This is a genomic window from Parvibaculum sp., from assembly GCF_039680535.1.
Taxonomy (GTDB): domain Bacteria; phylum Pseudomonadota; class Alphaproteobacteria; order Parvibaculales; family Parvibaculaceae; genus Parvibaculum.
Genome location: NZ_JBDKSS010000014.1, coordinates 237,193 through 258,752 on the forward strand (window position 1 = coordinate 237,193; position 21,560 = coordinate 258,752).

General features: G+C 63.4%; 19 protein-coding genes and 1 pseudogene. 9 read left to right on the forward strand and 11 right to left on the reverse strand.

The genetic code is table 11. The features are described from left to right. Positions 1 to 193: 193 nt before the first annotated feature. Positions 194 to 826, reverse strand: coding sequence for a trimeric intracellular cation channel family protein (locus tag ABFC66_RS11795; RefSeq protein ID WP_346741154.1), 633 nt, complete (start codon positions 824 to 826; stop codon positions 194 to 196). Between the two features lie 186 nt (positions 827 to 1,012). Between ABFC66_RS11795 and ABFC66_RS11800 the strand changes: the two genes are divergently transcribed. The 3 genes from ABFC66_RS11800 to fdhF all read left to right on the forward strand — a co-directional run bounded on the left by ABFC66_RS11800 (position 1,013) and on the right by fdhF (position 8,010). After that, on the forward strand, positions 1,013 to 2,146 hold the full coding sequence (locus ABFC66_RS11800; protein ID WP_346741155.1) for an efflux RND transporter periplasmic adaptor subunit: 1,134 nt from the start codon (positions 1,013 to 1,015) through the stop codon (positions 2,144 to 2,146). Between the two features lie 14 nt (positions 2,147 to 2,160). Then, positions 2,161 to 5,247 (forward strand): efflux RND transporter permease subunit, encoded by a 3,087-nt coding sequence (locus tag ABFC66_RS11805; protein ID WP_346741156.1) that lies wholly within the window; start codon positions 2,161 to 2,163, stop codon positions 5,245 to 5,247. A 93-nt stretch (positions 5,248 to 5,340) separates the two neighbouring features. Continuing rightward, positions 5,341 to 8,010, forward strand: coding sequence for a formate dehydrogenase subunit alpha (fdhF, locus tag ABFC66_RS11810; RefSeq protein WP_346741157.1), 2,670 nt, complete (start codon positions 5,341 to 5,343; stop codon positions 8,008 to 8,010). A gap of 21 nt (positions 8,011 to 8,031) precedes the next feature. On the opposite strand, the gene ABFC66_RS11815 is transcribed toward fdhF, so the two are convergent. After that, positions 8,032 to 8,418, reverse strand: coding sequence for a hypothetical protein (locus tag ABFC66_RS11815; RefSeq protein WP_346741158.1), 387 nt, complete (start codon positions 8,416 to 8,418; stop codon positions 8,032 to 8,034). A 211-nt stretch (positions 8,419 to 8,629) separates the two neighbouring features. Between ABFC66_RS11815 and ABFC66_RS11820 the strand changes: the two genes are divergently transcribed. Next, positions 8,630 to 9,220, forward strand: coding sequence for a cell wall hydrolase (locus ABFC66_RS11820; RefSeq protein ID WP_346741159.1), 591 nt, complete (start codon positions 8,630 to 8,632; stop codon positions 9,218 to 9,220). Positions 9,221 to 9,334: 114 nt separating this feature from the next. On the opposite strand, the gene scpB is transcribed toward ABFC66_RS11820, so the two are convergent. The 4 genes from scpB to ABFC66_RS11840 all read right to left on the reverse strand — a co-directional run bounded on the left by scpB (position 9,335) and on the right by ABFC66_RS11840 (position 14,164). Further along, entirely contained in the window at positions 9,335 to 10,225 is an 891-nt protein-coding gene (scpB, locus tag ABFC66_RS11825) for a methylmalonyl-CoA decarboxylase (RefSeq protein WP_346741160.1), read from the reverse strand. A 57-nt stretch (positions 10,226 to 10,282) separates the two neighbouring features. Continuing rightward, the gene (locus tag ABFC66_RS11830) at positions 10,283 to 11,245 is read right to left on the reverse strand and encodes a diguanylate cyclase (protein ID WP_346741161.1); all 963 of its coding nucleotides are present in this window, start codon (positions 11,243 to 11,245) and stop codon (positions 10,283 to 10,285) included. 973 nt (positions 11,246 to 12,218) lie between these two features. Continuing rightward, a complete protein-coding gene (locus ABFC66_RS11835; protein ID WP_346741162.1) occupies positions 12,219 to 13,628 on the reverse strand; it encodes a multicopper oxidase domain-containing protein in 1,410 nt (469 codons plus the stop codon). A gap of 164 nt (positions 13,629 to 13,792) precedes the next feature. Next, positions 13,793 to 14,164, reverse strand: a complete 372-nt coding sequence (locus tag ABFC66_RS11840) for an SHOCT domain-containing protein (RefSeq protein WP_346741163.1) — start codon at positions 14,162 to 14,164, stop codon at positions 13,793 to 13,795. Between the two features lie 240 nt (positions 14,165 to 14,404). Between ABFC66_RS11840 and ABFC66_RS11845 the strand changes: the two genes are divergently transcribed. From ABFC66_RS11845 to ABFC66_RS11860, 4 genes are all read left to right on the forward strand, one after another. Further along, the gene (locus ABFC66_RS11845; protein WP_346741164.1) at positions 14,405 to 14,791 is read left to right on the forward strand and encodes a DUF302 domain-containing protein; all 387 of its coding nucleotides are present in this window, start codon (positions 14,405 to 14,407) and stop codon (positions 14,789 to 14,791) included. Between the two features lies 1 nt (position 14,792). Then, positions 14,793 to 15,476 (forward strand): VTT domain-containing protein, encoded by a 684-nt coding sequence (locus tag ABFC66_RS11850; RefSeq protein ID WP_346741165.1) that lies wholly within the window; start codon positions 14,793 to 14,795, stop codon positions 15,474 to 15,476. A gap of 67 nt (positions 15,477 to 15,543) precedes the next feature. Then, positions 15,544 to 17,877 (forward strand): heavy metal translocating P-type ATPase, encoded by a 2,334-nt coding sequence (locus tag ABFC66_RS11855; RefSeq protein ID WP_346741198.1) that lies wholly within the window; start codon positions 15,544 to 15,546, stop codon positions 17,875 to 17,877. Between the two features lie 147 nt (positions 17,878 to 18,024). Further along, positions 18,025 to 18,393, forward strand: a complete 369-nt coding sequence (locus ABFC66_RS11860; protein WP_346741166.1) for a DUF411 domain-containing protein — start codon at positions 18,025 to 18,027, stop codon at positions 18,391 to 18,393. Between the two features lie 77 nt (positions 18,394 to 18,470). Here the strand turns inward: ABFC66_RS11860 and ABFC66_RS11865 are convergent, their stop codons facing one another. The 5 genes from ABFC66_RS11865 to ABFC66_RS11885 are packed head-to-tail and all read right to left on the reverse strand — an operon-like array spanning position 18,471 to position 20,977. Then, complete coding sequence (locus tag ABFC66_RS11865; protein ID WP_346741167.1) at positions 18,471 to 19,790, reverse strand: MFS transporter; 1,320 nt, start codon at positions 19,788 to 19,790, stop codon at positions 18,471 to 18,473. A 7-nt stretch (positions 19,791 to 19,797) separates the two neighbouring features. Then, a complete protein-coding gene (locus tag ABFC66_RS11870) occupies positions 19,798 to 20,058 on the reverse strand; it encodes a metal-sensing transcriptional repressor (RefSeq protein ID WP_346741168.1) in 261 nt (86 codons plus the stop codon). A gap of 9 nt (positions 20,059 to 20,067) precedes the next feature. Then, the gene (locus ABFC66_RS11875; RefSeq protein ID WP_346741169.1) at positions 20,068 to 20,388 is read right to left on the reverse strand and encodes a hypothetical protein; all 321 of its coding nucleotides are present in this window, start codon (positions 20,386 to 20,388) and stop codon (positions 20,068 to 20,070) included. A 15-nt stretch (positions 20,389 to 20,403) separates the two neighbouring features. Beyond that, on the reverse strand, positions 20,404 to 20,715 hold the full coding sequence (locus ABFC66_RS11880; RefSeq protein ID WP_346741170.1) for a type II toxin-antitoxin system RelE/ParE family toxin: 312 nt from the start codon (positions 20,713 to 20,715) through the stop codon (positions 20,404 to 20,406). A gap of 4 nt (positions 20,716 to 20,719) precedes the next feature. Next, a complete protein-coding gene (locus ABFC66_RS11885) occupies positions 20,720 to 20,977 on the reverse strand; it encodes a transcriptional regulator (protein WP_346741171.1) in 258 nt (85 codons plus the stop codon). Between the two features lie 313 nt (positions 20,978 to 21,290). Between ABFC66_RS11885 and ABFC66_RS11890 the strand changes: the two are divergent. Then, a pseudogene (locus tag ABFC66_RS11890) lies at positions 21,291 to 21,353 on the forward strand (very short patch repair endonuclease); the annotation flags it as partial. Positions 21,354 to 21,560 lie beyond the last annotated feature (207 nt).

A 21,560-nucleotide genomic window follows, 5' to 3' on the forward strand; every position in this document is an offset into this window, starting at 1 on the left:
AAACAAAAAGGCCGCCTCCAAATGGGGCGGCCGATCCGGCAGGTCGATAGACGACATGACTGGGCCACCCTTCAGGTGGTCCACCAGGCCTTGTTGCAAAGGAACATGCGCGTCATCGTTTCATCCTCGCCCGGCAAATCCGGGATTGGCGGCAATCTACTCCTGCTCGACGGCCTTGCCAAGCACAGGCACCTTACTCAGGTTCGCTCGGCTCGATCCTGAATGTCGGGATCGACCAGCGCATGGCGAGCGCCGCGAGGCGGATGGCCAGCACGGTCACCATCGAAGTCCACAGGTTGACCGAGGCGGGAAGGTCGAATTCGCGCAGGACAACGAAGAGCGCAGCGCCGACCAGCGCGGCCAGGGCGTAGACCTCACGTTTCAGGATGATGGGGGTCCGGTTCGCCAGCACGTCGCGGATCAGGCCGCCGAAAACGCCCGTAACGACACCCATGATTACGGCGACGGGCCCCGATATACCCATGTCGAGCGCCTTGCGCGTTCCCAATATCGCGAAGACGGCGAGACCGATGGCGTCGGCGATCAGCATGGGTCGGCGGACATCAATCCCCCACTTCATGAGGGGAATTGTGGCCAGCGCAAATACGGATGCCACGACTACGTACCATGACGACACAATCCAGAATACTGGCGTCGCGCCCAGCATCATGTCGCGGATGGTGCCCCCGCCCACGGCCACGATCACGCCGAGGACCACCACGCCGAACCAGTCCATTTCGCGTTCGCCAGCCACAAGCGCGCCGGACACGGCGAAGGCGGCGACACCGATAAACTGAAGAAACGCCAGCAAATTGATAGCAAGCACGACCTTTTTCCTCCGCTGACGCTACTGCCCCTTGCTAGCCGGCAATCCTACCATTAGTAAAATCGGCAGACTTACTATTCTAAAAGCGGGGCCGATCACCCATATATGGCCATTCCGCCCCCGCCTCGCACGCGCAGTCCTCTATCCCGTCCGTAACCTTAGCTTAAATCGCACCTGGAGAAGCCCATGATGACCAGACGCATGGCAATCATGCTCGCCATAGTCGGCGCCATTCTTGGCCTGTTCATCGCCTACAAGCTCTTCATGGGCATGATGACCAAGAAGTTCATGGCTTCCATGGGCAACAAGGCCGAGACGGTCGCCGCAATGACCGTGACCCCGCAGAACTGGGAACCGACGATCAGCGCGGTCGGCAGCCTGCGCGCGGTTCGCGGCACGGATATCGCCCCCCAGCTCGCGGGCGTGGTGGCCTCCATTCCCTTCAAGTCCGGCGACGACGTGAAGGAGGGCGACGTGCTTCTTCAGCTTGCCGACGAAGACGACGTGGCGAACCTGAACGCGCTCAAGGCTTCTGCCGAGCTCGCGCGCATTACCTATGAGCGCAACAAGGAACTCGTCCGCACGCGCGCCGTCAGCCAGGCCGCGCTTGACAACGCAATCGCCGCCTACAAGAGCGCAATGGCCCAGGTCGCCGCTCAGCAGGCTCTCGTCAACAAGAAGCAGATCAAGGCGCCCTTCGCGGGCCGCGTTGGTATCCGCCTTGTCGATGTCGGCCAGTACCTCACGGCCGGCACCAAGGTCACGACCCTCCAGGCGCTCGACCCGATCTTCTTCGACTTCTCGATTCCGCAGCAGTCGGTCCACCTCGTCAAACCTGGCCAGAAGATCACTCTCACGACCAATGCCTTCCCGGGTGAAGCCTTCACCGGGCAGGTTTCGGCCATCGACCCCAAGCTCGACGTCGAGACGCGCAACGTGGCGGTGCGCGCGGAACTGCCCAATCCTCAGGCGAAGCTCCTGCCGGGCATGTTCGGCACCGTGAAGATCGTCACCGGCGAGCCCGAGAAGGTTTTCGCCCTGCCGCAGACGGCGATCACGTTCAATCCCTATGGCCAGTCGATCTTCATCGTGAAGAAGGGCGAGCCGGGAGCGGACGGCAAGCCCGTGCTGACCGCCGACCAGACCTTCATCACCACCGGCGAGACGCGTGGCGACCTGATTGCCGTGCTCAAGGGTGTGAAGGAAGGCGACATGGTGGTGACCTCCGGCCAGATCAAGCTGAAGAACGGCTCGCATATCGCCATCAGCGACAGCGTGAAGCTGCCGAACGACACGTCGCCGAAAGTACAGGACCGCTAAGGTCGGAGTAAGCCATGCACTTCACGGACATCTTTATCCGGCGTCCCGTCCTCGCAACGGTGGTGAGCCTGCTCATCCTCGTTCTCGGACTTCGCTCGGTGTCGCTGCTGCCGATCCTGCAATATCCGCGGACCGAGAACGCCGTGGTGACGGTGACGACATCCTATTACGGCGCCAGCGCCGATGTGGTCGCAGGCTTCATCACCACGCCGCTCGAAGCCTCGATCGCGCAGGCCAACGGCATCGACTACATGTCGTCGAGCAGCCTGCAAAGCCTCTCGCAGATTCAGGTGCAGATTCGCCTGAACTACGACTCCGCCAAGGCGCTCACGGAAATCAACACCCGCGTCAATGCGGTCAAGAACCAGCTTCCCGCCGAAGCCCAGGAACCGGTCATCACCATCGCCGTCGGCGAGACGATCGACTCCATGTATCTGGGCTTCAACAGCGAAGTGCTCGCCACGAACCAGATCAGCGACTATCTGCTGCGTGTCGTCGTGCCGAAGCTGCAAGCGGTCGAAGGCGTGCAGCAGGCCGAATTCCTCGGTGAAAAGCGCTTCGCGCTGCGTGTCTGGATGGACCCGGACAAGCTCGCCGCCTATGGGCTCACCGCCACGGACGTCTCGACGGCTCTGGCCCGCAACGACTTCCTCTCCGCGGTCGGCACGACCAAGGGGCAGATGGTCCAATACGATCTGACGGCATCGACGAGCCTTCATACGCTCGATGAATTCCGCAATCTCATCGTCAAGAACAAGGGCGGCACCTCCGTCCGCGTTCAGGATGTCGCCAACGTCACGCTCGGCGCCGAAGACTATGAGTCCGCCGGCGGCTTCGACGGCAAGCCTGCCGTCCAGATCGGCATCAAGGTCGCGCCGACCGCGAACCTGCTCGACGTCATCAAGCGCCTTCGCGCCATCTTCCCCGAAATTCAGGCACAGCTTCCTGAAGGCCTCCACGGCGCCATCGCCTATGACGCGACGAAGTTCGTCAACAGCTCCATCTCGGAAGTGGTGCGCACGCTGGTCGAGTCGCTCGTCATCGTGACTCTGGTCGTCTTCGCCTTCCTCGGTTCGCCGCGGTCGGTGCTCATCCCGACGCTCGCCATTCCCCTGTCGCTGATCGGCGCCTTCGCCTTCATGCTGATGTTCGGGTTCTCGATCAACCTGCTCACCCTGCTCGCGCTGGTCCTCGCCATCGGCCTGGTGGTCGACGACGCGATCATCGTGGTCGAGAACGTGAACCGGCATCTTGAGGAGGGGCTTTCTCCATTAAAGGCGTCCGTGCTCGCCGCTCGCGAGCTCAGCGGTCCGATCGTCTCCATGACCGTGGTTCTCATCGCGGTCTATATCCCGATCGGCTTCATGGGCGGCCTCACCGGCGCGCTTTTCACCGAATTCGCCTTCACGCTGGTCGGCGCGGTCACGGTTTCCGCCATCGTCGCCCTCACGCTTTCGCCCATGATGTGCTCGCGCCTTCTCAAGGCGCATGACGCAGAGAAAAGCGATTGGGAGCAGCGCCTCATCCAGGCCATCGACCGGCGCTTCGAACAGCTGCACAGAGCCTATTCCCGTGCCCTGTCGGCGAGCCTCGACCAGATTCCGGTCGTGGTCGTCTTCGCGCTCATCGTCATTGGCAGCCTTTATGTCTTCTGGTCTTTCGCAAAGACCGAACTCGCGCCGCAGGAAGACCAGGGCATCGTCATCAGCATGATCACCTCGCCGCCGACGGCAACGATCACGCAGCGCCAGATAGGACAGGCTGAAGTCTACAAGGCGATCCGGAGCCACAAGGAAACGGATCACGTCTTCCAGGCGATCATGCCGACACAGGCAATCGCAGGCCTCGTCACCATTCCCTGGGATGAGCGTTCGAAGACGTCGAGCCAGATCCAGGCGGAATTGCAGGGGCAGCTCGACCAGATTCCGATCGTCCGCGCGGTGGCCTTCCAGCCCCCGCCGCTTCCGGGCGCGCGCGGCCTGCCGATCGATTTCGTGATCCAGACGACCGAACCATTCGAGCGTCTCGACGAAGTGTCGCGGAACCTGCTTGCCGAAGCGCAGAAGAGCGGCAACTTCATCTTCCTCGACACCGACCTGAAGTTCGACAAACCCCAGGCCCAGATCGTCATCGACCGCGACAAGGTTGCCGACATGGGGCTCACCATGAGCGATGTCGGCGCGGCGCTGACCTCGATGCTCGGCGGCGGCTATGTGAACTATTTCAGCCTCTCGGGCCGCTCCTACAAGGTCATTCCGCAGGTGCAGCAGCAGTTCCGTCTGAACACGGATCAGCTGACGAACTACTACATCCGCACGTCTTCGGGTAAGTCGATCCCGCTTTCGACCGTCGCCCATATTGAGATGAAGACGGTGCCTCAGGCGTTGAACCACTTCCAGCAGCTCAACGCGGCCTCGATCACGGGCGTGTCGACCCCGGGCATCACCACGGGTCAGGCGCTCACCTATCTCCGCGACCTCGCGGCCCGGACCCTGCCCGCCGGCTATACGGTCGACTTCGGCGGCCAGTCGCGCCAGTTCGTGCAGGAAGGCAGCGCCCTGATCATCACGTTCTTCTTCGCCCTCGTCATCATCTTCCTGACGCTGGCGGCGCAGTTCGAGAGCTTCCGCGATCCGGTCATCATTCTGATCACGGTGCCTATGTCGCTTTGCGGCGCGCTGATCTTCATCAGCCTCGGCATCGGGGGCGCAAGCCTCAACATCTACACGCAGGTCGGTCTGGTGACGCTGATCGGCCTAATCAGCAAGCACGGCATTCTGATCGTCGAATTCGCCAACAACCTTCAGCTTGAGGGCAAGAAGAAGCGCGAAGCCATCGAGGAAGCGGTCGGCATCCGTCTTCGCCCCATTCTGATGACCACCGCCGCCATGGTTCTCGGCGTCATGCCGCTGATCCTCGCAAGCGGCGCCGGCGCGGTGTCGCGTTTCAATCTCGGCCTCGTCATTGCGAGCGGCCTTGCCATCGGAACGCTCTTCACACTCTTCGTCGTCCCCGCCATGTACATGCTGATCGCCGAAGACCATCAGGCGATCAAGGCGGAAGAAGACGCCCTCGCCGCCGCCGAGGCAGAGGTCCACTAGGTTTCCGGCCAGGCTCATCCGTAAATGACGGATGGCCCGGCGGGAGACTAGAATGCTCCATGCTCCGGACAGCCGGGGCCATGGGGAGGAGCCATGCCGAAGATCGAGATCAACGGCCAGACGGTAGAGGTTGCGCCCGGCGCAACCCTTCTCGATGCCGCCTGCAAGGCCGGAATTGACATCCCGACGCTCTGCCACGATCCGCGCCTTCACCCGGCAGGCGAGTGCCGCCTGTGCAATGTCGAGGTCGCGGGCGATCCCCATCCGCACACGGCCTGCACCTCCCGCGCCGCGGAGGGAATGCGCGTCACGACGCACACGCCCGAACTCGAAGCGTTCCGCCGGACAATGCTTGGCTGGATGGCGGAAAAGGTCCCGCCGGAAACCTGCGCCGCCCTGCCCGACAAGGAACTCCATCGCCTTTTTCGCGCTTATGCCGTCGAGCCGAAAGGCGCGACCTCGCCCATCGAGAGCCGCGACCTGTCGCACACCTATATCCAGGTGGACATGGCGCAATGCATCGACTGTTTCCGATGCGTCCGCATCTGCGATGAGGTGCAGGGACAATTCGTCTGGCACGCCGTGGGGCGTGGCGCGGATACGAGGGTCGTGCCCGGCGACGCGGCGAACCTCGCCGAAAGCGACTGCGTGAGCTGCGGCGCTTGCGTCGACACCTGCCCCACCGGCGCGCTGACCGACGTCGCTCAAGCGCCTCTTGGCGGCGACGAGCGCCGGACGAAGAGCACCTGCGTCTATTGCGGTGTCGGCTGCGAGCTCGAGATCGTCGCGCGCGACGGGCGCATCGCGGAAATTCATCCGGCCCGGGACGCTCCGGTCAACAAGGGCCATCTCTGCGTAAAGGGCCGCTACGCCTTCGCCTTCAATGAAGCGCCGGACCGCGTCACCGCCCCGCTGAAGCGCAACGGCAGCGGGTGGACACCTATGTCGTTGGAACAGGCGCTGGACGAAAGCGCCTCAACGCTCCGCCGCATCCTCGACGAGCACGGACCGGACTCGATCGGCGTGATCGGCTCGGCCCGTGCAACCAACGAAGAGAACTATCTGCTTCAGAAATTCGCCCGCGTAGTGCTCGGCACCAACAATATCGATTGCTGCGCCCGCGTCTGCCACACGCCCACAGCCGCCGCCATGAAGGCAATGCTTGGGACCGGCGCCTCCACCAATTCCTTCGATGACATCGAACGCTCGAACCTCTTCCTGATCGCCGGTGCAAATCCGACGGAAAACCATCCGGTTGTCGGCGCGCGCATAAAGCAGCGCGTCTTGCGTGGCGGCGCCAAGCTCATCGTGATCGATCCGCGCCGCACCGAACTCGCGGCGATGGCGACGATACATCTCGCTCTCCGCCCCGGCACGAACCTGCCGCTCCTCAATGCCCTCGCGCATGTGATCGTCACGGAGGACCTGACCGATCGCAAATTCGTGGCGGATCGCGTCGCCGAATGGGATCAGTTCCGGCACTTCATTGCCGACTGGACGCCGGAACGCGCCGCCGAAATCTGCGGCCTCGCAGCGGATGATATCCGCGCCGCCGCCCGCCTCTACGCGTCCACCAGCCCCGCCATGTGCTTCCACGGGCTCGGTGTCACGGAGCACACGCAAGGAACGGAAGGCGTGATGGCGCTGGTCAACCTTGCCCTTCTGACCGGCAACATCGGCAAACCCGGATCGGGCATCAATCCGCTGCGCGGCCAGAACAACGTGCAGGGCGCGGCGCATATGGGCTGCGATCCGGCGATCCTCACCGGCTCCGTCGCCATCGACGAGCGCCGTGCCCTCTTCGAGAGCGTCTGGAACGCGACGATCCCGCGCCAGCGCGGCCTTGATCTCATGGGCATGATCGACGCGGCGGCGGCAGGCCGCATCAAGGCGCTCTGGGTTGTCGGTTACGACATCTGGCCGACGCTCGCCAACAACGCGGAAACACGCCGCGCGCTGGAAAGGCTCGAGTTCATCCTCGTCGAGGACCTCTTCATCACGGAAACGGCGCGCGAATTTGGACACATGATCCTGCCTGCGGCCTCGGTCTTCGAAAAGGACGGGACCTTCATGAATGCGGAACGCCGCATTCAGCGCGTCAGGAAGGCGGTGAACGCCCCCGGCGAGGCCTGGTCCGACTGGCGCATCGTCAGCGCGCTCGCGGAGCGCATGGGCCGCGGAGAGGCCTTCGCATTCGACAGTGCGGAGGCAATCTGGAACGAGATCCGCGCGGTCTGGCCGGAGGCTGGCGGCATCACCTACCCGCGCCTCGAAAATGGAGGCCTTCAATGGCCCTGCCGCGATGAGAACTCTCCCGGTACGGAGATTCTCCACGTCTCGGATTTCGCGCGCTCGCACACCGCGCCCCTGACGCGCATCGACTATACGCCGACGCCGGAGCGCGTCAGCGCGGAGTTTCCCTTCCTGCTATCGACTGGCCGCACGCTTTATCAGTTCAACGCCGGGACGATGACCATGCGGACGCCCAATGTGAAGCTTCGCCCCACCGACACGCTCGACATCTCGCCAACGGACGCGGAGATATTGGGCCTGGTTTCCGGGGATCGCGTCCGCATGCGCAGCCGTCATGGCGAAGTGGAAATCTCCGTGCGCCTGACCGACGGCGTGAAGCAGGGCGAGCTCTTCGCCACCTTTCACGATCCTCGCGTCGCGCTGAACAGGCTGACCAGCCCCGAACGGGACAGGATCGTCCACGCGCCAGAATACAAGGTCACTGCCGTGCGGATCGAACGCCTCGCCTGAGAAAGCGCCGGCGGTTTGCGATCAGCACTGGTCGGGGAAATAGGACCGCCGCTCGACCTTGCCGTCGCTGAACCAGAGATAGACGGTCTTCTCGGCGTTGCAGTCGCCGCAGCCTTCATCGGGGCTCACGCTATAGCGCACCGGCACCCGCCAGCCGAAATGCTTGCCGAGCACGCCGATGTTGCACTCGGCGACGGTTGACGAAGCCGGAAGCACGGTCAGCGTCCTGTTGGGATCGTTCAGCGAGGCGCGCACCCAGTCCGCCGAAACCTTCTCATAATCCGCCGGCAGGGAGCCTACGGTATCGGGCGTGTTGAAGCCCGCCGACGGCCCGAGCTGGGACGTGCATCCCGCAAGCGCCAGCGTTGCAACTGCAAGCGCCAGCCTGCCCCTCGTCAATCCCAGCATATGAATCGTTCCTCCGGCTCGGTGTGCGCGAGTTTATCCGCATCGGAGGCGGCCACGCAAATGGCGGAACCGGGTCGAAATGGGGGAAATCCGCCAGCTTTCCGCCCTTTGCCGCATCCGGTCCAACTTCTCGCCGCATTTCCCGGCTATCAGAGCCTCCCCCGCGGCGGCATAATCCGCCCCCGCCATGCCGCACTGCCAAGGACCACCTATGCGACGTCTCTTGACCCTGCCCATGATTGCGATTGCCAGTGCGGCGCTCACCGCCTGCGCGTCGTCGCCCGTTCGGGAAATCGCGACGCCCGCGGAGCCCCTGACCTATACCCCCCGCGCGCATTCCGCCCCCTATCCCACCTACGCGCCGCCGCTTGTCGAAGTCCCCGATCTCCCCTTCAGGGAGCCGCTGCAATTGACGCCGAAGGACCGCGCCTGCCTTGTCGCGGTGATGTACTACGAGGCGCATGGCGAAGGCGAAAAGGGGATGGAGGCTGTCGGCCATGTCGTGCTCAACCGGCTGCACGAAAGGCCGGAAGGAACCACGGTCTGCGATGTGGTCTACGAGAAGAAGCAGTTCGGCTGGACCCGGCGCATCTCGCGCAAGAAGGTCGCCATCGGCAAGACGCCCGCATGGAAGTCGGCCGCCCAACTCGCCGACCGCCTCATCGCGGGCTATAGCGAGGACAAGACGCGGGGCGCCACCGCCTTCTATTCGGTCTTCGAATTCAGGGACGGTCCACCCGAATGGGTCGAGAACGACGAAAAGGCCGTACAGATCGGCAACCACGTGTTCGTCGCGCCCTGAACGGTACGCCCCCAGCTTCCGGTCGATGACGGATCTGAAGCATCGCTATTGGCGAGATGAATCTCCTGCGTGGTGAACCGGCCGTTCAACCCGAAGCTTCAGAAAGCCGGGAGGTCACTCGCCCTTGAACACCGGCGCCCGTTTTTCCCGGAAGGCGGCAACGCCCTCGCGATAGTCGGCGCTGTCATAGACCTTTCGGCGCATATCCTGAATGCGCTCGAATGTCTGCGCAGGAATGGGCACATAGTCGCTCATTACACGGATCTGTTCCTTGATGACAGCCATGGCCAATGGAGCCTTGCTCTCCATGCGGCGCGCCAGCTCCATCGTATAGGCTTCGAGGTCCGCCTCCGGCAGCAGATGATTGACAATGCCCCACTCAAGCGCCGTCTCGGCATCGACAGGCGCTGCGGTGAAGAAGAGCTCCTTGACGACGTTGAGGCGCAACCGTCCGATGAAATGCAGCAGGCCCGTCGTGTTGTAAGGCAGCCCCAGGTTGACCGGCGTGATGGCAAAGGTCGCGGTGCCATCGGCGATCACCATGTCGCAACTCAGTATGAGATCCAGCGCCCCACCCCAGACCGATCCATGCACCATGGCAAGGACAGGCCCCGGAAACAGGCGCACTGCGCGCAGCGTCTCCTCCATCGGATCGGCATAGTTCAGCGGATCGAGCCCGCCGATCGGCAGTTCGCCGATGTCGTGCCCCGCGGACCACACCTTCTGGCCCGGCTCCGCGCGGATGACGATCACGCGCGCCTTGGCATCGCCCAAGGCCTCGATCGCCTCGGTCAGGCCATTCATCATCTCATGTGTCAGCGCATTGCGCTTTGCCTGATTGGCGAGCGTGACGATGCCGACATCGCCCACCCGTTCGGTCCGCACCAGCGGCGTTTCAGCATAGCGCTTGGCGCGAATATTGTTTTCAGCCATGGAGGTCGACACCGTTCCGAATTGCACCGTCTCGACGGCGGCAATCGCCGCCTCATCGGAATGATCGTCCATTGGCCTCTCCCTTGACCATTAAGGGAGACTACTTAAACGCCGCCAGTTCCTCCGGCGTCACTCGATCTCGCAGATCCTGTTCCGGCCGTGCCTCTTGGCCTGATACATCGCGTCATCCACCCGCTTCAGACCATCCTCCAGCTGCTCGTCAGGGCGAAGCGCGGTAACCCCCATGCTCACCGTGATATGGCCCACAACGGGAAACTTGTAATCGGCGATCATGCTGCGCAGCCTATCGGCCAGCTTCATTGCATCAACGGTCCGGCAATGCGGCATCATCACCACGAACTCCTCGCCTCCCCAACGTGCCAGCAGATCGAGTGCTCGCAAACGCAGGCTCACAAGGTGGGTCAACTCGACCAGCGTGATATCGCCCGCCTGGTGCCCGAAGCGATCGTTCACCCGCTTGAAGTGATCGATGTCGAACAAGATCAGTGACACGGGCTCACCATAGCGCCGGGCTCTCTCCCGCTCCATGTCCAGAGCCTCTTCGAAGTGCCGGCGATTGGCCGCGCCAGTGAGATCGTCCGTTGTGGCCAGCCTCTGCAATTTCGCATTCGCCAGCGCCAGCGCCTGATTGGCCGCTTCCGCCTCTTCCCTGGCTCGCTCCAGTTCCTGCTCGTAGTGCTTCCGCGCGTCAATATCCCGCGTCACGCCAACGATTTCGACGAGAGAACCGTCCCCGCCAATCAATGGATAGGCCAACACCTCTGTCCAGTAGGTCGAACCGTCCTTCTTGTAATATTCGAGATCGCCCCGGAAATTTTGTGGGCCGCGTCCCGTCTTCACGCCCGCATTCACTTCCGCCAGATACTCCGCCACCGTCGCTTGCGAGTCCGGTGTAAGTATCTGATCCAGAGATTGCTGCATCGCCTCATCGGGCGTCAGGCCGCGCGCTCTCTCGATGGCCGGGCTGATGTAGGTGATGCGGCCGTCGGGCGTCATTGTCCAGATGACGTCGCTTGCGCTATCGGCAAGAAAGCGATGACGAAGCTCGATCTGCCTCAGCCTTTCGTCCATCGCCTGGCGGCTCGCCCTCCGCTCTCTGTAACCGCCTCTCGTTTCCACTTTCATCACGACAAACGCACCTTATTCTCTATACGGACTATCGTGCGACAATTTCCAAGACCGGCATCTTCGGATTTTCAGAAAGATGCCGATCCGTTTTTGTCACGCGTGAGTTTTCTTCTTCTGCCCCGCGCATCAAACTGCTTATACAAATAAGTTATTCATCCACGCACTTCCAGTGCATCGAACACTTCGCGACAAAAAGGCCGCGCACAAAAATTGAACGCTTCATTTTCTTGATCTTCGGAATCTTGTCGTCAACGACGCGGCTCGGTGCACCGCGCCGTTATCGGTCGCGCGAACAAGCCGGTCGATTTGCCCCGCACCGCCATGATGCAAGCTCGGGTTCACTCATCGATCCGTTCAAGGAGCGTCAACTGCCGATCAGGGGAAATGGTCCGTTCAGATGGTGCGGCGTCATCAAGCGCATATGGAACAGACGCGACGCAGCTATGAACGCTTCGTTTTACACCCGGCACACAGGCGCCCGTGAAAACCACGCTCGACATGCCGCCTGGAAAAGTCTGATTTCTCCGCGAGCCCCGGCAAGGCAAGCGCCTTCCACCAATATTGCCCCGTGAGACAATCGAGCCAGCTCGTCGGCCTCCCGGCCGGCAAGGATGACGATGATGGAGGCGGCGTCGCAGCTGCGGCGGGAAGTCGTTCGAGGGTCGCGCGGGCGACCGACTGCACCCGCCCGGAATCCGCCCTGGCGCGTCGGGTCGGCGCGCAAGAGCGCGGCACGCCGCTTCGGCGGCTCAAAATCTATTGCAGATCAATGGCTTATAGAAAGGGAATGGCGGATCGGAGGGGTCTGAAAGACAACCCTCTCCACGCTAACATGTTGAAATATATAGGTCCGCACCTCGTCTTCTGGACGAAGCCCCCTCAACGGTCGACCACGACGGCCAACGCGGAGCAGGCGTCAGGTGACGGTGAACTGGCCCATCATACCGGCATCCTCATGTTCGAGGATATGGCAGTGAAACATGAACGGTGTCTCGCGGCTGGCGGGCTGGTCGAACCGGGCGAGGATCTCGGCCTCTCCGGGCACCAGCACGGTGTCTTTCCAGCCGGTGTTCTCAGGCCGCGGGGGGGCGCCGTTCTCGGTGACCACCCGGAAGCGTACGCCGTGGACATGGAACGGATGCGCGACCATGGTGCTGCGGATCTGCCAGCGTTCAACTGATCCGAGGGCGACCTGAAAATCGATCCGACGCATGTCGTAGGGGCGCCCGTTGATGGCAAAGCTACCGCCGCCCATCATCATGCCGCCCATGCCCATGTCGAGCGAGACCTGCCGCGTCGCGATCTCGGCCCCCGACAGATCTTCAAGCGCGCCGTCCAGTTGCTCCGGCAGGCGGGTGATACGTGCTGGCAGCATGGAGTCGGTCGCGAACTGGAGGATACTATAGGCTTGGCCCGGATCGCTCATAAGCACCGGCGCGCCGCCTGACGAGAAATCGACAAGTACCTCGGCCCGTTCGCCGGGTGCCAGGCGCAGCACATCCAGTGCGACGGGTGCAGGCAGGAAGCCGCCATCCGTCGCCACCAGGTGCATGGGCCGCGCGTCGTTCAGGAACAGCGTGTAGATGCGCGCATTCGAGCCGTTGAGCAGGCGCAGGCGGACGATCCCCTGCGGCACGACCGCCGTCGCGCCCGCCTGACCATTGACGAGCATCCGGTTCCCGGCAAACCCGCGCATGATGTCCATCATGGACGGGTCATAGACCATACGTCCGGAGGCATCGAACCGACGATCCTGCAAAACGAGCGTCAGATCGTCGATCCCGTATGTGGACGGCAGACCGCGCGCGTCATCCTGCCCGTCCGTCACGTGGATGACCCCGGCCAGTCCGAAATAGACCTGTTCCGCAGTTCGTTCGTGGATATGTGAGTGATACCAGATGGTTGCAGGGTCCTGCGCAATGGACATCTCCGGTTGCCATGTCGCACTGGGCGCGATCGGAAGGTGCGGGCCGCCATCATGCTCTCCGGGCACCAGAAGGCCGTGCCAGTGCACACTGATGGGTTCATCAAGAGTATTTTGCACTTCGGCGGCCAGTTCGCCGTTCTGCACCAGGATGGTCGGACCCAGATACGCCTGATTGAACCCGGCGGTCGGTACGCCGGGACCACCGGCAAAGGCGCTGCTCCTCGAAGTTGCCGTCAGCACCAACCGCCTCGTTGCCCGGGTATCGAGAAGCGTTGGCATGGCGAGGCGCGTTTGCGGCGCTTGTCCCTGCGCAAAGGCACGTCCGACTAGTGCTTGGGAAAGAACGCCAGCGGTCAGGATCGCTGCGGACGTCGAAGTCAGGAACTGGCGTCTTTTCATGCCGATCTTTCAATGCCTGGTTGGAAGCGTCGCCATGGCAAACCCTTCTATGGCAGTGGACTTTGACGCTGCGTCGTGACGGAACACGAGACTGAAACTCGAACGGGCAACTGCACGCGCGGCCTAAGTCTCGCGTATTCTGAAAGGATACGACGCGTCGCGGGTCAGTCAGCCAGCAGCTTCTTGCGTTCGGTGAACTCGGTCGAGTCGATCTCACCCTTGGCATAGCGTTCCTTCAGAAGCGCCAGGGCACGGTCGTGACCGGCATGGTTGCCGACGGTGGGTCCGGCCGCGCCGAACAGGCGCAGGAGATAGATGATCCCGGCAACGATCCCGACCACGATCAGGATCATGAAGATCGGCCCAATGACCATTCCGAAGCCTCCCCACTGACTGCTGCCCCACATCATGTCATGTCCATAATAGTACGGGCCGTTTCGATCCGGGATTTCGCCGACCTGTGCCATCGCCGACGTCGCGGCGACGCAGAGTGCGCCCACCACGCTCGGGACAGTCGCCCAATTCCTGAATTCCATCCTATGACTCCCTTTTGCGTGGCATCGACTGCGACCGCCCATCAGATATGCATCATTATGCATCATAAGGGAATAACGGTGCGCTGGCCGTGATCTGTATCAATACAGCAGTGCCAAAGTACTATAGCATGACGCAGAGATGCGCAGGCGTGGTGGAACTGAATTGGCCGCGCAAGGCCGATCCAGTTCCACCACGCCAAGTCAGCGTCTCCCAAGCCCAAGAATAAGGATTTCGTTTCAGTGAGCTACACGATCAACCGTATGTTCAACGACGCCACGTTCGACGACATCGATGCCCGCACTCGCAGAGCCCTTGCGGATCATGGTTTCGGCGTCCTGACCGAGATCGACGTCAAGGCGACGATGAAAAAGAAGCTCGATATCGAGATGCCGGCTTATCGCATCCTTGGCGCCTGCAATCCGAAGATGGCGCATCAGGCCATCGGGATCGAGCCTCGGGTGGGCGCGATGCTGCCCTGCAACGTCATCCTGCGCGAGGTAGAGGGCGGCGTGGAGGTCAGCGCGATCGACCCGGTGGCGTCGATGCAGGCGATCGAGAACGCCGAACTGACAGCCGTCGCGGGCCATGTGCGTGACCTTCTCGCGAAAACCGTCGAGGCGATCTGAGATGAGCCTGCGCGCCGGCATTCTCGCAGGTCTGGCGATCCTCGGGATCGGCCTGCTCGGTGTCTGGCAGTTCGCGCCTTCGGTGTTCACCGAGGCACGCGGACTGCTGGACGGCGAGCGTCTGGAGATGCTGGTCGCGCGCGCCGGGCTCTGGGGGCCGGTCCTGATTGTCGCGCTCATGACCGTCGCCGTCGTGGCCAGCCCCATTCCAAGTGCACCAATTGCACTGGCCGCCGGTGCGGCCTACGGGCATCTTTGGGGGACCGTGCAGGTCGTTATCGGCGCAGAACTCGGGGCGCTGATCGCCTTTGGCCTGGCACGGGTTCTGGGACATGATGTCCTGCGGCGGGTGTTCGGCACCTCGGTGGATACCGGGCTGCTCGGGTCGCAGACCGCATTGACGGCGACGGTCTTTGCCAGTCGCCTGATGCCCTTCGTGTCCTTCGACATGATCAGCTATGCGGCCGGGCTCAGCCGTCTGCATGCCTGGCGGTTCGCCCTCGCGACACTGGCGGGCATCATCCCGGCAAGCTTCCTTCTGGCCCATTTCGGTGGCGAGGCGGTCAGCGGAGACCTGGGCCGGGCGACATGGGCGGTGCTCAGCCTCGGGCTTGTGACGGGGTTGCCGCTGCTCTGGGTCGCCATGCGGAGAAGGCCTGGAGAAGGCGCTCCCGACCACCATTGAAAAGGGCTTGAGCTTCCAATGGCTGGAGGCCGCAAGCTGGAACGAGATATCGAAAGGCTGGCAGAACATGGAGCACGATCATCAACACGCGGCGCCGGACATCCCGGCGGGGGCGAATATCGCCAAGGACCCGGTCTGCGGGATAACGGTCGCAATCAAGGCGGACGGACGTCACGCCGAGTTCAAGGGCGAGACCTTCCATTTCTGCTCGGAGAAGTGCCAGGCGAAGTTCAAGGCGGATCCATGGTTCTACGCCTCGGGACGGGCCGCCGGACAGAAGAAGACAGCTCCGACGAACGTCCAGTACACCTGTCCGATGCATCCCGAGATCGTCCGCGATGCGCCGGGAAACTGCCCGATCTGCGGCATGGCACTGGAGCCGATGGTCCCTTCGGATGAGCCCAGCGAGGAACTGACCGACTTCACGCGCCGGATGTGGATCTCGGCTGCCGCAGCGGTGCCGCTCGTCATTCTCACGATGGGCGAGCTGGTCGCCCTGCCGGTGCGCGACTGGGTCGGGCACCAGACCGCCAGCTACCTCGAGTTCGTGCTGGCCACGCCGATCATCCTCTGGGCCGCCTTGCCATTCTTCCGCCGCGGCTGGGATTCTGTGGTAAACCGCAGCCCCAACATGTGGACGCTGATCAGCCTCGGCGTGGCGGCGGCCTACCTTTACTCGATTGTCGCGACTTTCCTGCCTGGCGTCTTTCCTGAGCAATACCGAATGGGCCATGGCGTCGGCACCTATTTCGAGGCGGCGGTGGTGATCGTGGCGCTGGTCTTTGTGGGCCAGGTTCTCGAACTGCGCGCGCGCGAACGCACCGGTGACGCAATCCGCGCACTTCTGGATCTCGCACCCAAGACCGCACGGCGCATCCTGCCGGACGGCACCGAATACGACGCGCCGCTGGAGAACATCATCGAGGGCGACCGGCTGCGCGTGCGTCCCGGCGATGCCGTGCCGGTCGACGGCACGGTGATCGAGGGCCGGTCGTCACTAGACGAAAGCATGCTGACCGGCGAGTCGATGCCGGTCGAGAAAGGTCCGGGCGATGCGGTGACCGGGGCCACGATCAACAAGAACGGCTCCCTCGTAATCGAGGCCGGAAAGGTCGGGTCCGATACCGTGCTGGCGCAGATCGTCGCGATGGTATCGAACGCGCGGCGATCCCGTGCGCCGATCCAGGGAATGGCCGACCGGGTGTCGGCGGTGTTCGTGCCGACGGTCGTGGCCATCGCCATCGTCGCCTTCGTCGTCTGGCTGATCTTCGGCCCCGAGCCTGCGCTGGTCTTCGCCATCGCCTCGGCGGTGTCGGTCCTCATCATCGCCTGTCCCTGCGCGCTTGGGCTGGCGACGCCAATTTCCATCACCACGGCGGCGGGGCGCGGCGCGCAGGCGGGCGTGCTGATCAAGGACGCCGAGGCGCTTGAGCGGATGGCGGGTGTCGATACGCTGATCGTGGACAAGACCGGCACGCTGACCATGGGCAAGCCGAAGCTGACGGACACCGTGGCGCTTGGGAACGTCACCGAGACCGACCTGCTGTCGCTGGCTGCGGCCCTTGAGCGCGGCTCAGAACACCCGCTGGCCGAGGCGATTGTCGAGGGTGCCGAGGCGCAGGGCGCCGCGCGTCAGGAGGCCACGGATTTCGAAGCCGTCACCGGCATGGGCGTGCGCGGCACGGTCGGCGGACGGGCTGTGGCACTGGGCAATGCCGCGATGATGCGGGAGATGCGGCTGGAGACGGGCGCGGCCGAGGCAAAGGCGGACACTCTGCGCGCGATGGGCAAGACGGCCATGTTCATTGCCGTCGATGACGCTCTCGTCGGCATCGTGGCGGTGGCCGACCCGATCAAGGACAGCACCGCGCAGGCGATCCGGGAACTGCACGCGCAGGGTCTGCGCGTCATCATGGCGACGGGCGACAACGAACGCACCGCGCAGGCGGTGGCGAGCAAACTCGGGATCGACGAGGTGCGGGCCGGCGTCCTGCCCGAGGCCAAGAAGGATCTGATCGACCAGTTGCGAAGCAAAGGCCACAAGATTGCCATGGCCGGCGACGGGGTGAACGACGCCCCCGCGCTAGCCGCCGCCGATGTCGGGATCGCCATGGGCACTGGAGCCGATGTGGCGATGGAAAGTGCGGGCATCACACTGCTGGGCGGCGACCTGATGGGCATCGTGCGGGCGCGCAAGCTCGCCCGTGCCACCTTGCGCAACATCAAGCAGAACCTGTTCTTCGCCTTCGCCTACAACGCGCTTGGCGTCCCCATCGCAGCAGGGCTGCTCTACCCCGTCACTGGCCTTCTGCTCTCGCCGATGATCGCGGCGGCGGCGATGAGCCTGTCCTCCGTCTCGGTGATCACGAACGCCTTGCGGCTGAGGCGGGTCGACCTCTGACCGACAACGCAACGTTCAACTTGGAAAGGAGAACCAGATGACCCAAGAAACTCTTTCGCGCCGCGCGATCCTGATCGCGGGGTAGCACTGTTCGCAGCTTCGCCATTGCAGGCTCTGGCACAAGGCACCGGACCGGCGATACACGTGATGAAGGATCCGAACTGCGGCTGCTGTTCGGCATGGATCAAAATCCTCGAGAACGACGGCTTCATCGTCACGACAGAGCCGAGCGCCGGGACACTTCTCATGCGCTACAAATCCGACAACGCCATCCCGCAGGAGATGATCTCCTGCCATACGGGCTACGTCGATGGCTACATGATCGAGGGCCACGTCCCGGTTGCCGCCATTCGCCGTCTGCTGGATGAACGCCCTGACGCGGTGGGCCTCGCAGTGCCCGGCATGCCCTACGGATCGCCCGGCATGGGGCCGGAATCGCAGCGAGAGGCTTATGTCGTCCACCTGATCCGTCGTGACGGGACGACAGAGCCGTTCTTGAGCTACCAGGCGGCCTGAGCTCCGGATGACATTCAGGGGCGCACCTTGACGGTCGCTCAGTAGATGACTCCAGTGGCTGACAACGGGGAGGTCGCTCAGATCTGGGATGACCAGCGGGGATGTTCGTCATCCACAACAAAGGGGTGCGCGTGCCGCCGTTCGCCTTGAAGATGCGGATGATCAAGCCGGAGGTTTTCGTGGGTGTGCTCGACCGTCGTGGGATCGCCTGAAGGCCAGAGCCGCAGGGCGGTCAGCACGGCCGCACCCGCAAGTGCCGCCAGGACGCCAAGCGCCACGACGGGACCGAACCGTGTCATCAGCCATCCCGACAGCGGATAGGTGACGAGCCAGCAGGCGTGGCTGAGCGCGAACTGCGCCGCGAAGAGCGCGGGGCGATCCTCGGCATGGGCAGAGCGGCGCAACAGCCGCCCCGAAGGCGTCAGCACCGTGGAATACCCCAGCCCCACGACCAGCCACGCGCCAAGAAGGACCGGCCAGACAAGACCAAGGATGGCGACCTCGCCCGCCAGCCCCACAAGTGTCAGCACCATCAGCACGGCACCACCCACCATCACAGGACGGTCTGGCACCCTGTCCAGCACCTGTGGCAGCACGAGCGCGGCGATCATCGACCCTGCGCCAAAGGCGAACAACGTCCAGGCCAGCGCGGCCGCGTCCAGGCCCAGCGTGCTGCGCACCAGCACGACGGAGTTGACCAGCACCATTGCCCCCGCCGCGGCGGCGGCCGTGTTCAGCGCCAGCAACCCGCGCAGCCGCGGTGTGGCCAGGTAGATGCGGATGCCGCGGGTCGTGCGGTCGTAGATGCCGCGCGGCTCCGAGGATTTCGGGCTGGGCAACAGGACCGAGACCACGAGGGCAGCCGAGGCCGCAAACCCGACCGCTGTACCAAGGAAAAGCGAATTGTAGCTCACCACCGCCAGCAGCAGCCCGGCCAGCATCGGGCTGACGATATTCTCCAGATCATAGGCCAGCCGCGACAGCGACAGGGCGCGAGTGTAGCGCGCCTCTTCCGGCAGGACGTCGGGGATCGTCGCCTGAAAGGTCGGCGTGAATGCCGCCGAGGCCGATTGCAGCAGGAAGATCAGGATATAGACTTGCCACACCTCGGTGACGAAGGGCAGGCACAGCGCGACACCCGCCCGCACGAGATCCAGCGCCACCAGAAGCGCCCGCCGGTTCACCCGATCCGCGAAGGCGCCCGCGACAGGGGCGATGCCGACATAGGCCACCATCTTGATGGTGAAGACCGCGCCCAGCACCATCGCCGCATTGTCGCCCGCCAGATCGTAGGCCAACAGTCCGAGCGCGACCGTGGCAAGCCCTGTGCCCAATAGCGCCACGACCTGCGCGGCGAAGAGGTGGCGATAGGTTCGGTCGGCAAGAATTTCCAGCATGGGTGCCTCAGAGGTAGCGGGAGATCGCCTTCAGTTCGTCGCGATCTGCGGTTGAGTGTTCGGCATCGAGGCAGTGATCCATGTGATCGTGGATCAGGGCTCGCTTGGCGTTCGCGACGGCCTTCTCGACCGCCTGCATCTGTTGCGCGATCTCGAGGCAGGGCCTTCCCGCCTCGATCATGTCGATCACCGCCCGCAAGTGGCCGTCGGCGCGTTTCAGCCGGGCGATCAGGGCGGGATGGCTTGCGTGCACATGGGGCTTTGTCATGGAAGGATTCTATCCCCCCCAGGAGGATACAACAAGATGGCTCGGTGAATGGGCTGCGACGACGATCCAGATTGGCGCCGCCTCGTGAAGGCCCGAGGCGGGTCGCAGACCCGGTTGGCGCCCGAGCCAGGCCGGGTTCAGCGCCAGCCACCGTGCCACGGCATCCACCAGCGTCATCTGGAAATTGAAGGCGGGCTTGTAGCCGGGGATCCAGTCCTCGCCGAGCCCCTTCAGAACCGCGCTGATGTTCTGGTGCTTGAACTCGACGGCTCCCTCGGACCGGTCATTCAGCAGCGGCAGAAGCGCGCAGGCACCGCTCGGCTTTTCCAACGTCAAATCATGTGGTTAGCTGGAGTGGTCATCCTTGAACCGATCAATCTGATGCATGCGCTCGTGCAGGATGGTGACGATCCCGATGTCGCCGTTCGAAAGCCGTCTCCAGTACACGAAATGGCGCTCGTAGCGGAAGAAATACCCTTCCACCCCGAACTCTGCCGGCACGGGCCTCGACATCACACCGCGTGCTTCGATCTGCTCGAACGCGGCGAAGAGGCCGGTGACGTAGGTTTCGGCCTGCGCTTCGCCCCAGCGGTCGCGGGTGTATCGGTAGATCTCGTCGAGGCGCACCGAGGCCGCCTCCTGGACCCGGATCGCCATGCGCTCAGGCCCGCCGGTTCCGGGCGATGACCTCGGCGGCGGTCAGGGGCCTGTAGCTTTCCTCGGGTGCTGCGAAGGCGCGGTTCAGCTCCGCCTTCAGGCGATCAAATGCCTCGCGCTCCGCGCGTTCCTTGTCGCGGCGGATGAGATCGCGGATGTACTCGCTGACGTTCTCATACGCGCCGCCCTCGCCAACATTCGCGGCGACGAACTCGCTGAGGGCGCCGCTGACGCGGACGGTCATGGTGGTTGTGCGGGACATGCGGCACATCTTCCCTGTTCCAGTGTCTTCAAGATAACCAAAAAGGAAGACAGGTCAAGACGTGCACTGTCCGTTCCCCGCGCCCCGCTACGCGACTCCCAGCAGGGTACGGCCTTCAATCGTGTTCGCCTTCCACCACATGGCGTCCCGCAAGCGCGAGAAGCACGAACAGCACGGCATCGGAGTGCCGCGCCAGCGCGATGAGATGATCGCCACTGGGTCTGGGTCAGAAGTTTGTCAACATGACCTAGGTTTCATAGCAAAGACCAGGCAGCGCGTGACGGATATTGTGAACAGGTAGACCCGATCCCGGATGATGGCAGGGATTAAGGGGCGAGACACGAAGCCCGAACTGGCGCTTCGGCGGGCGTTGCATGGAGCTGGCGGCGGAAGCTGGAGAGCGGGGAAGCGGCGACGATCCAAGACATTGCCGAGGCCGAGGGCATCTCGGACCGATATGTTGGGCGCATGCTACGGTTGGTATATCTGGCACCCGCCGTGCTGGATAGACTGCTGATCAGTCGGGTGCCGTCGGCCGTATCGATCAAGGATCTGTCCATGGCGGCGGAGCTGCCCTGGGCGG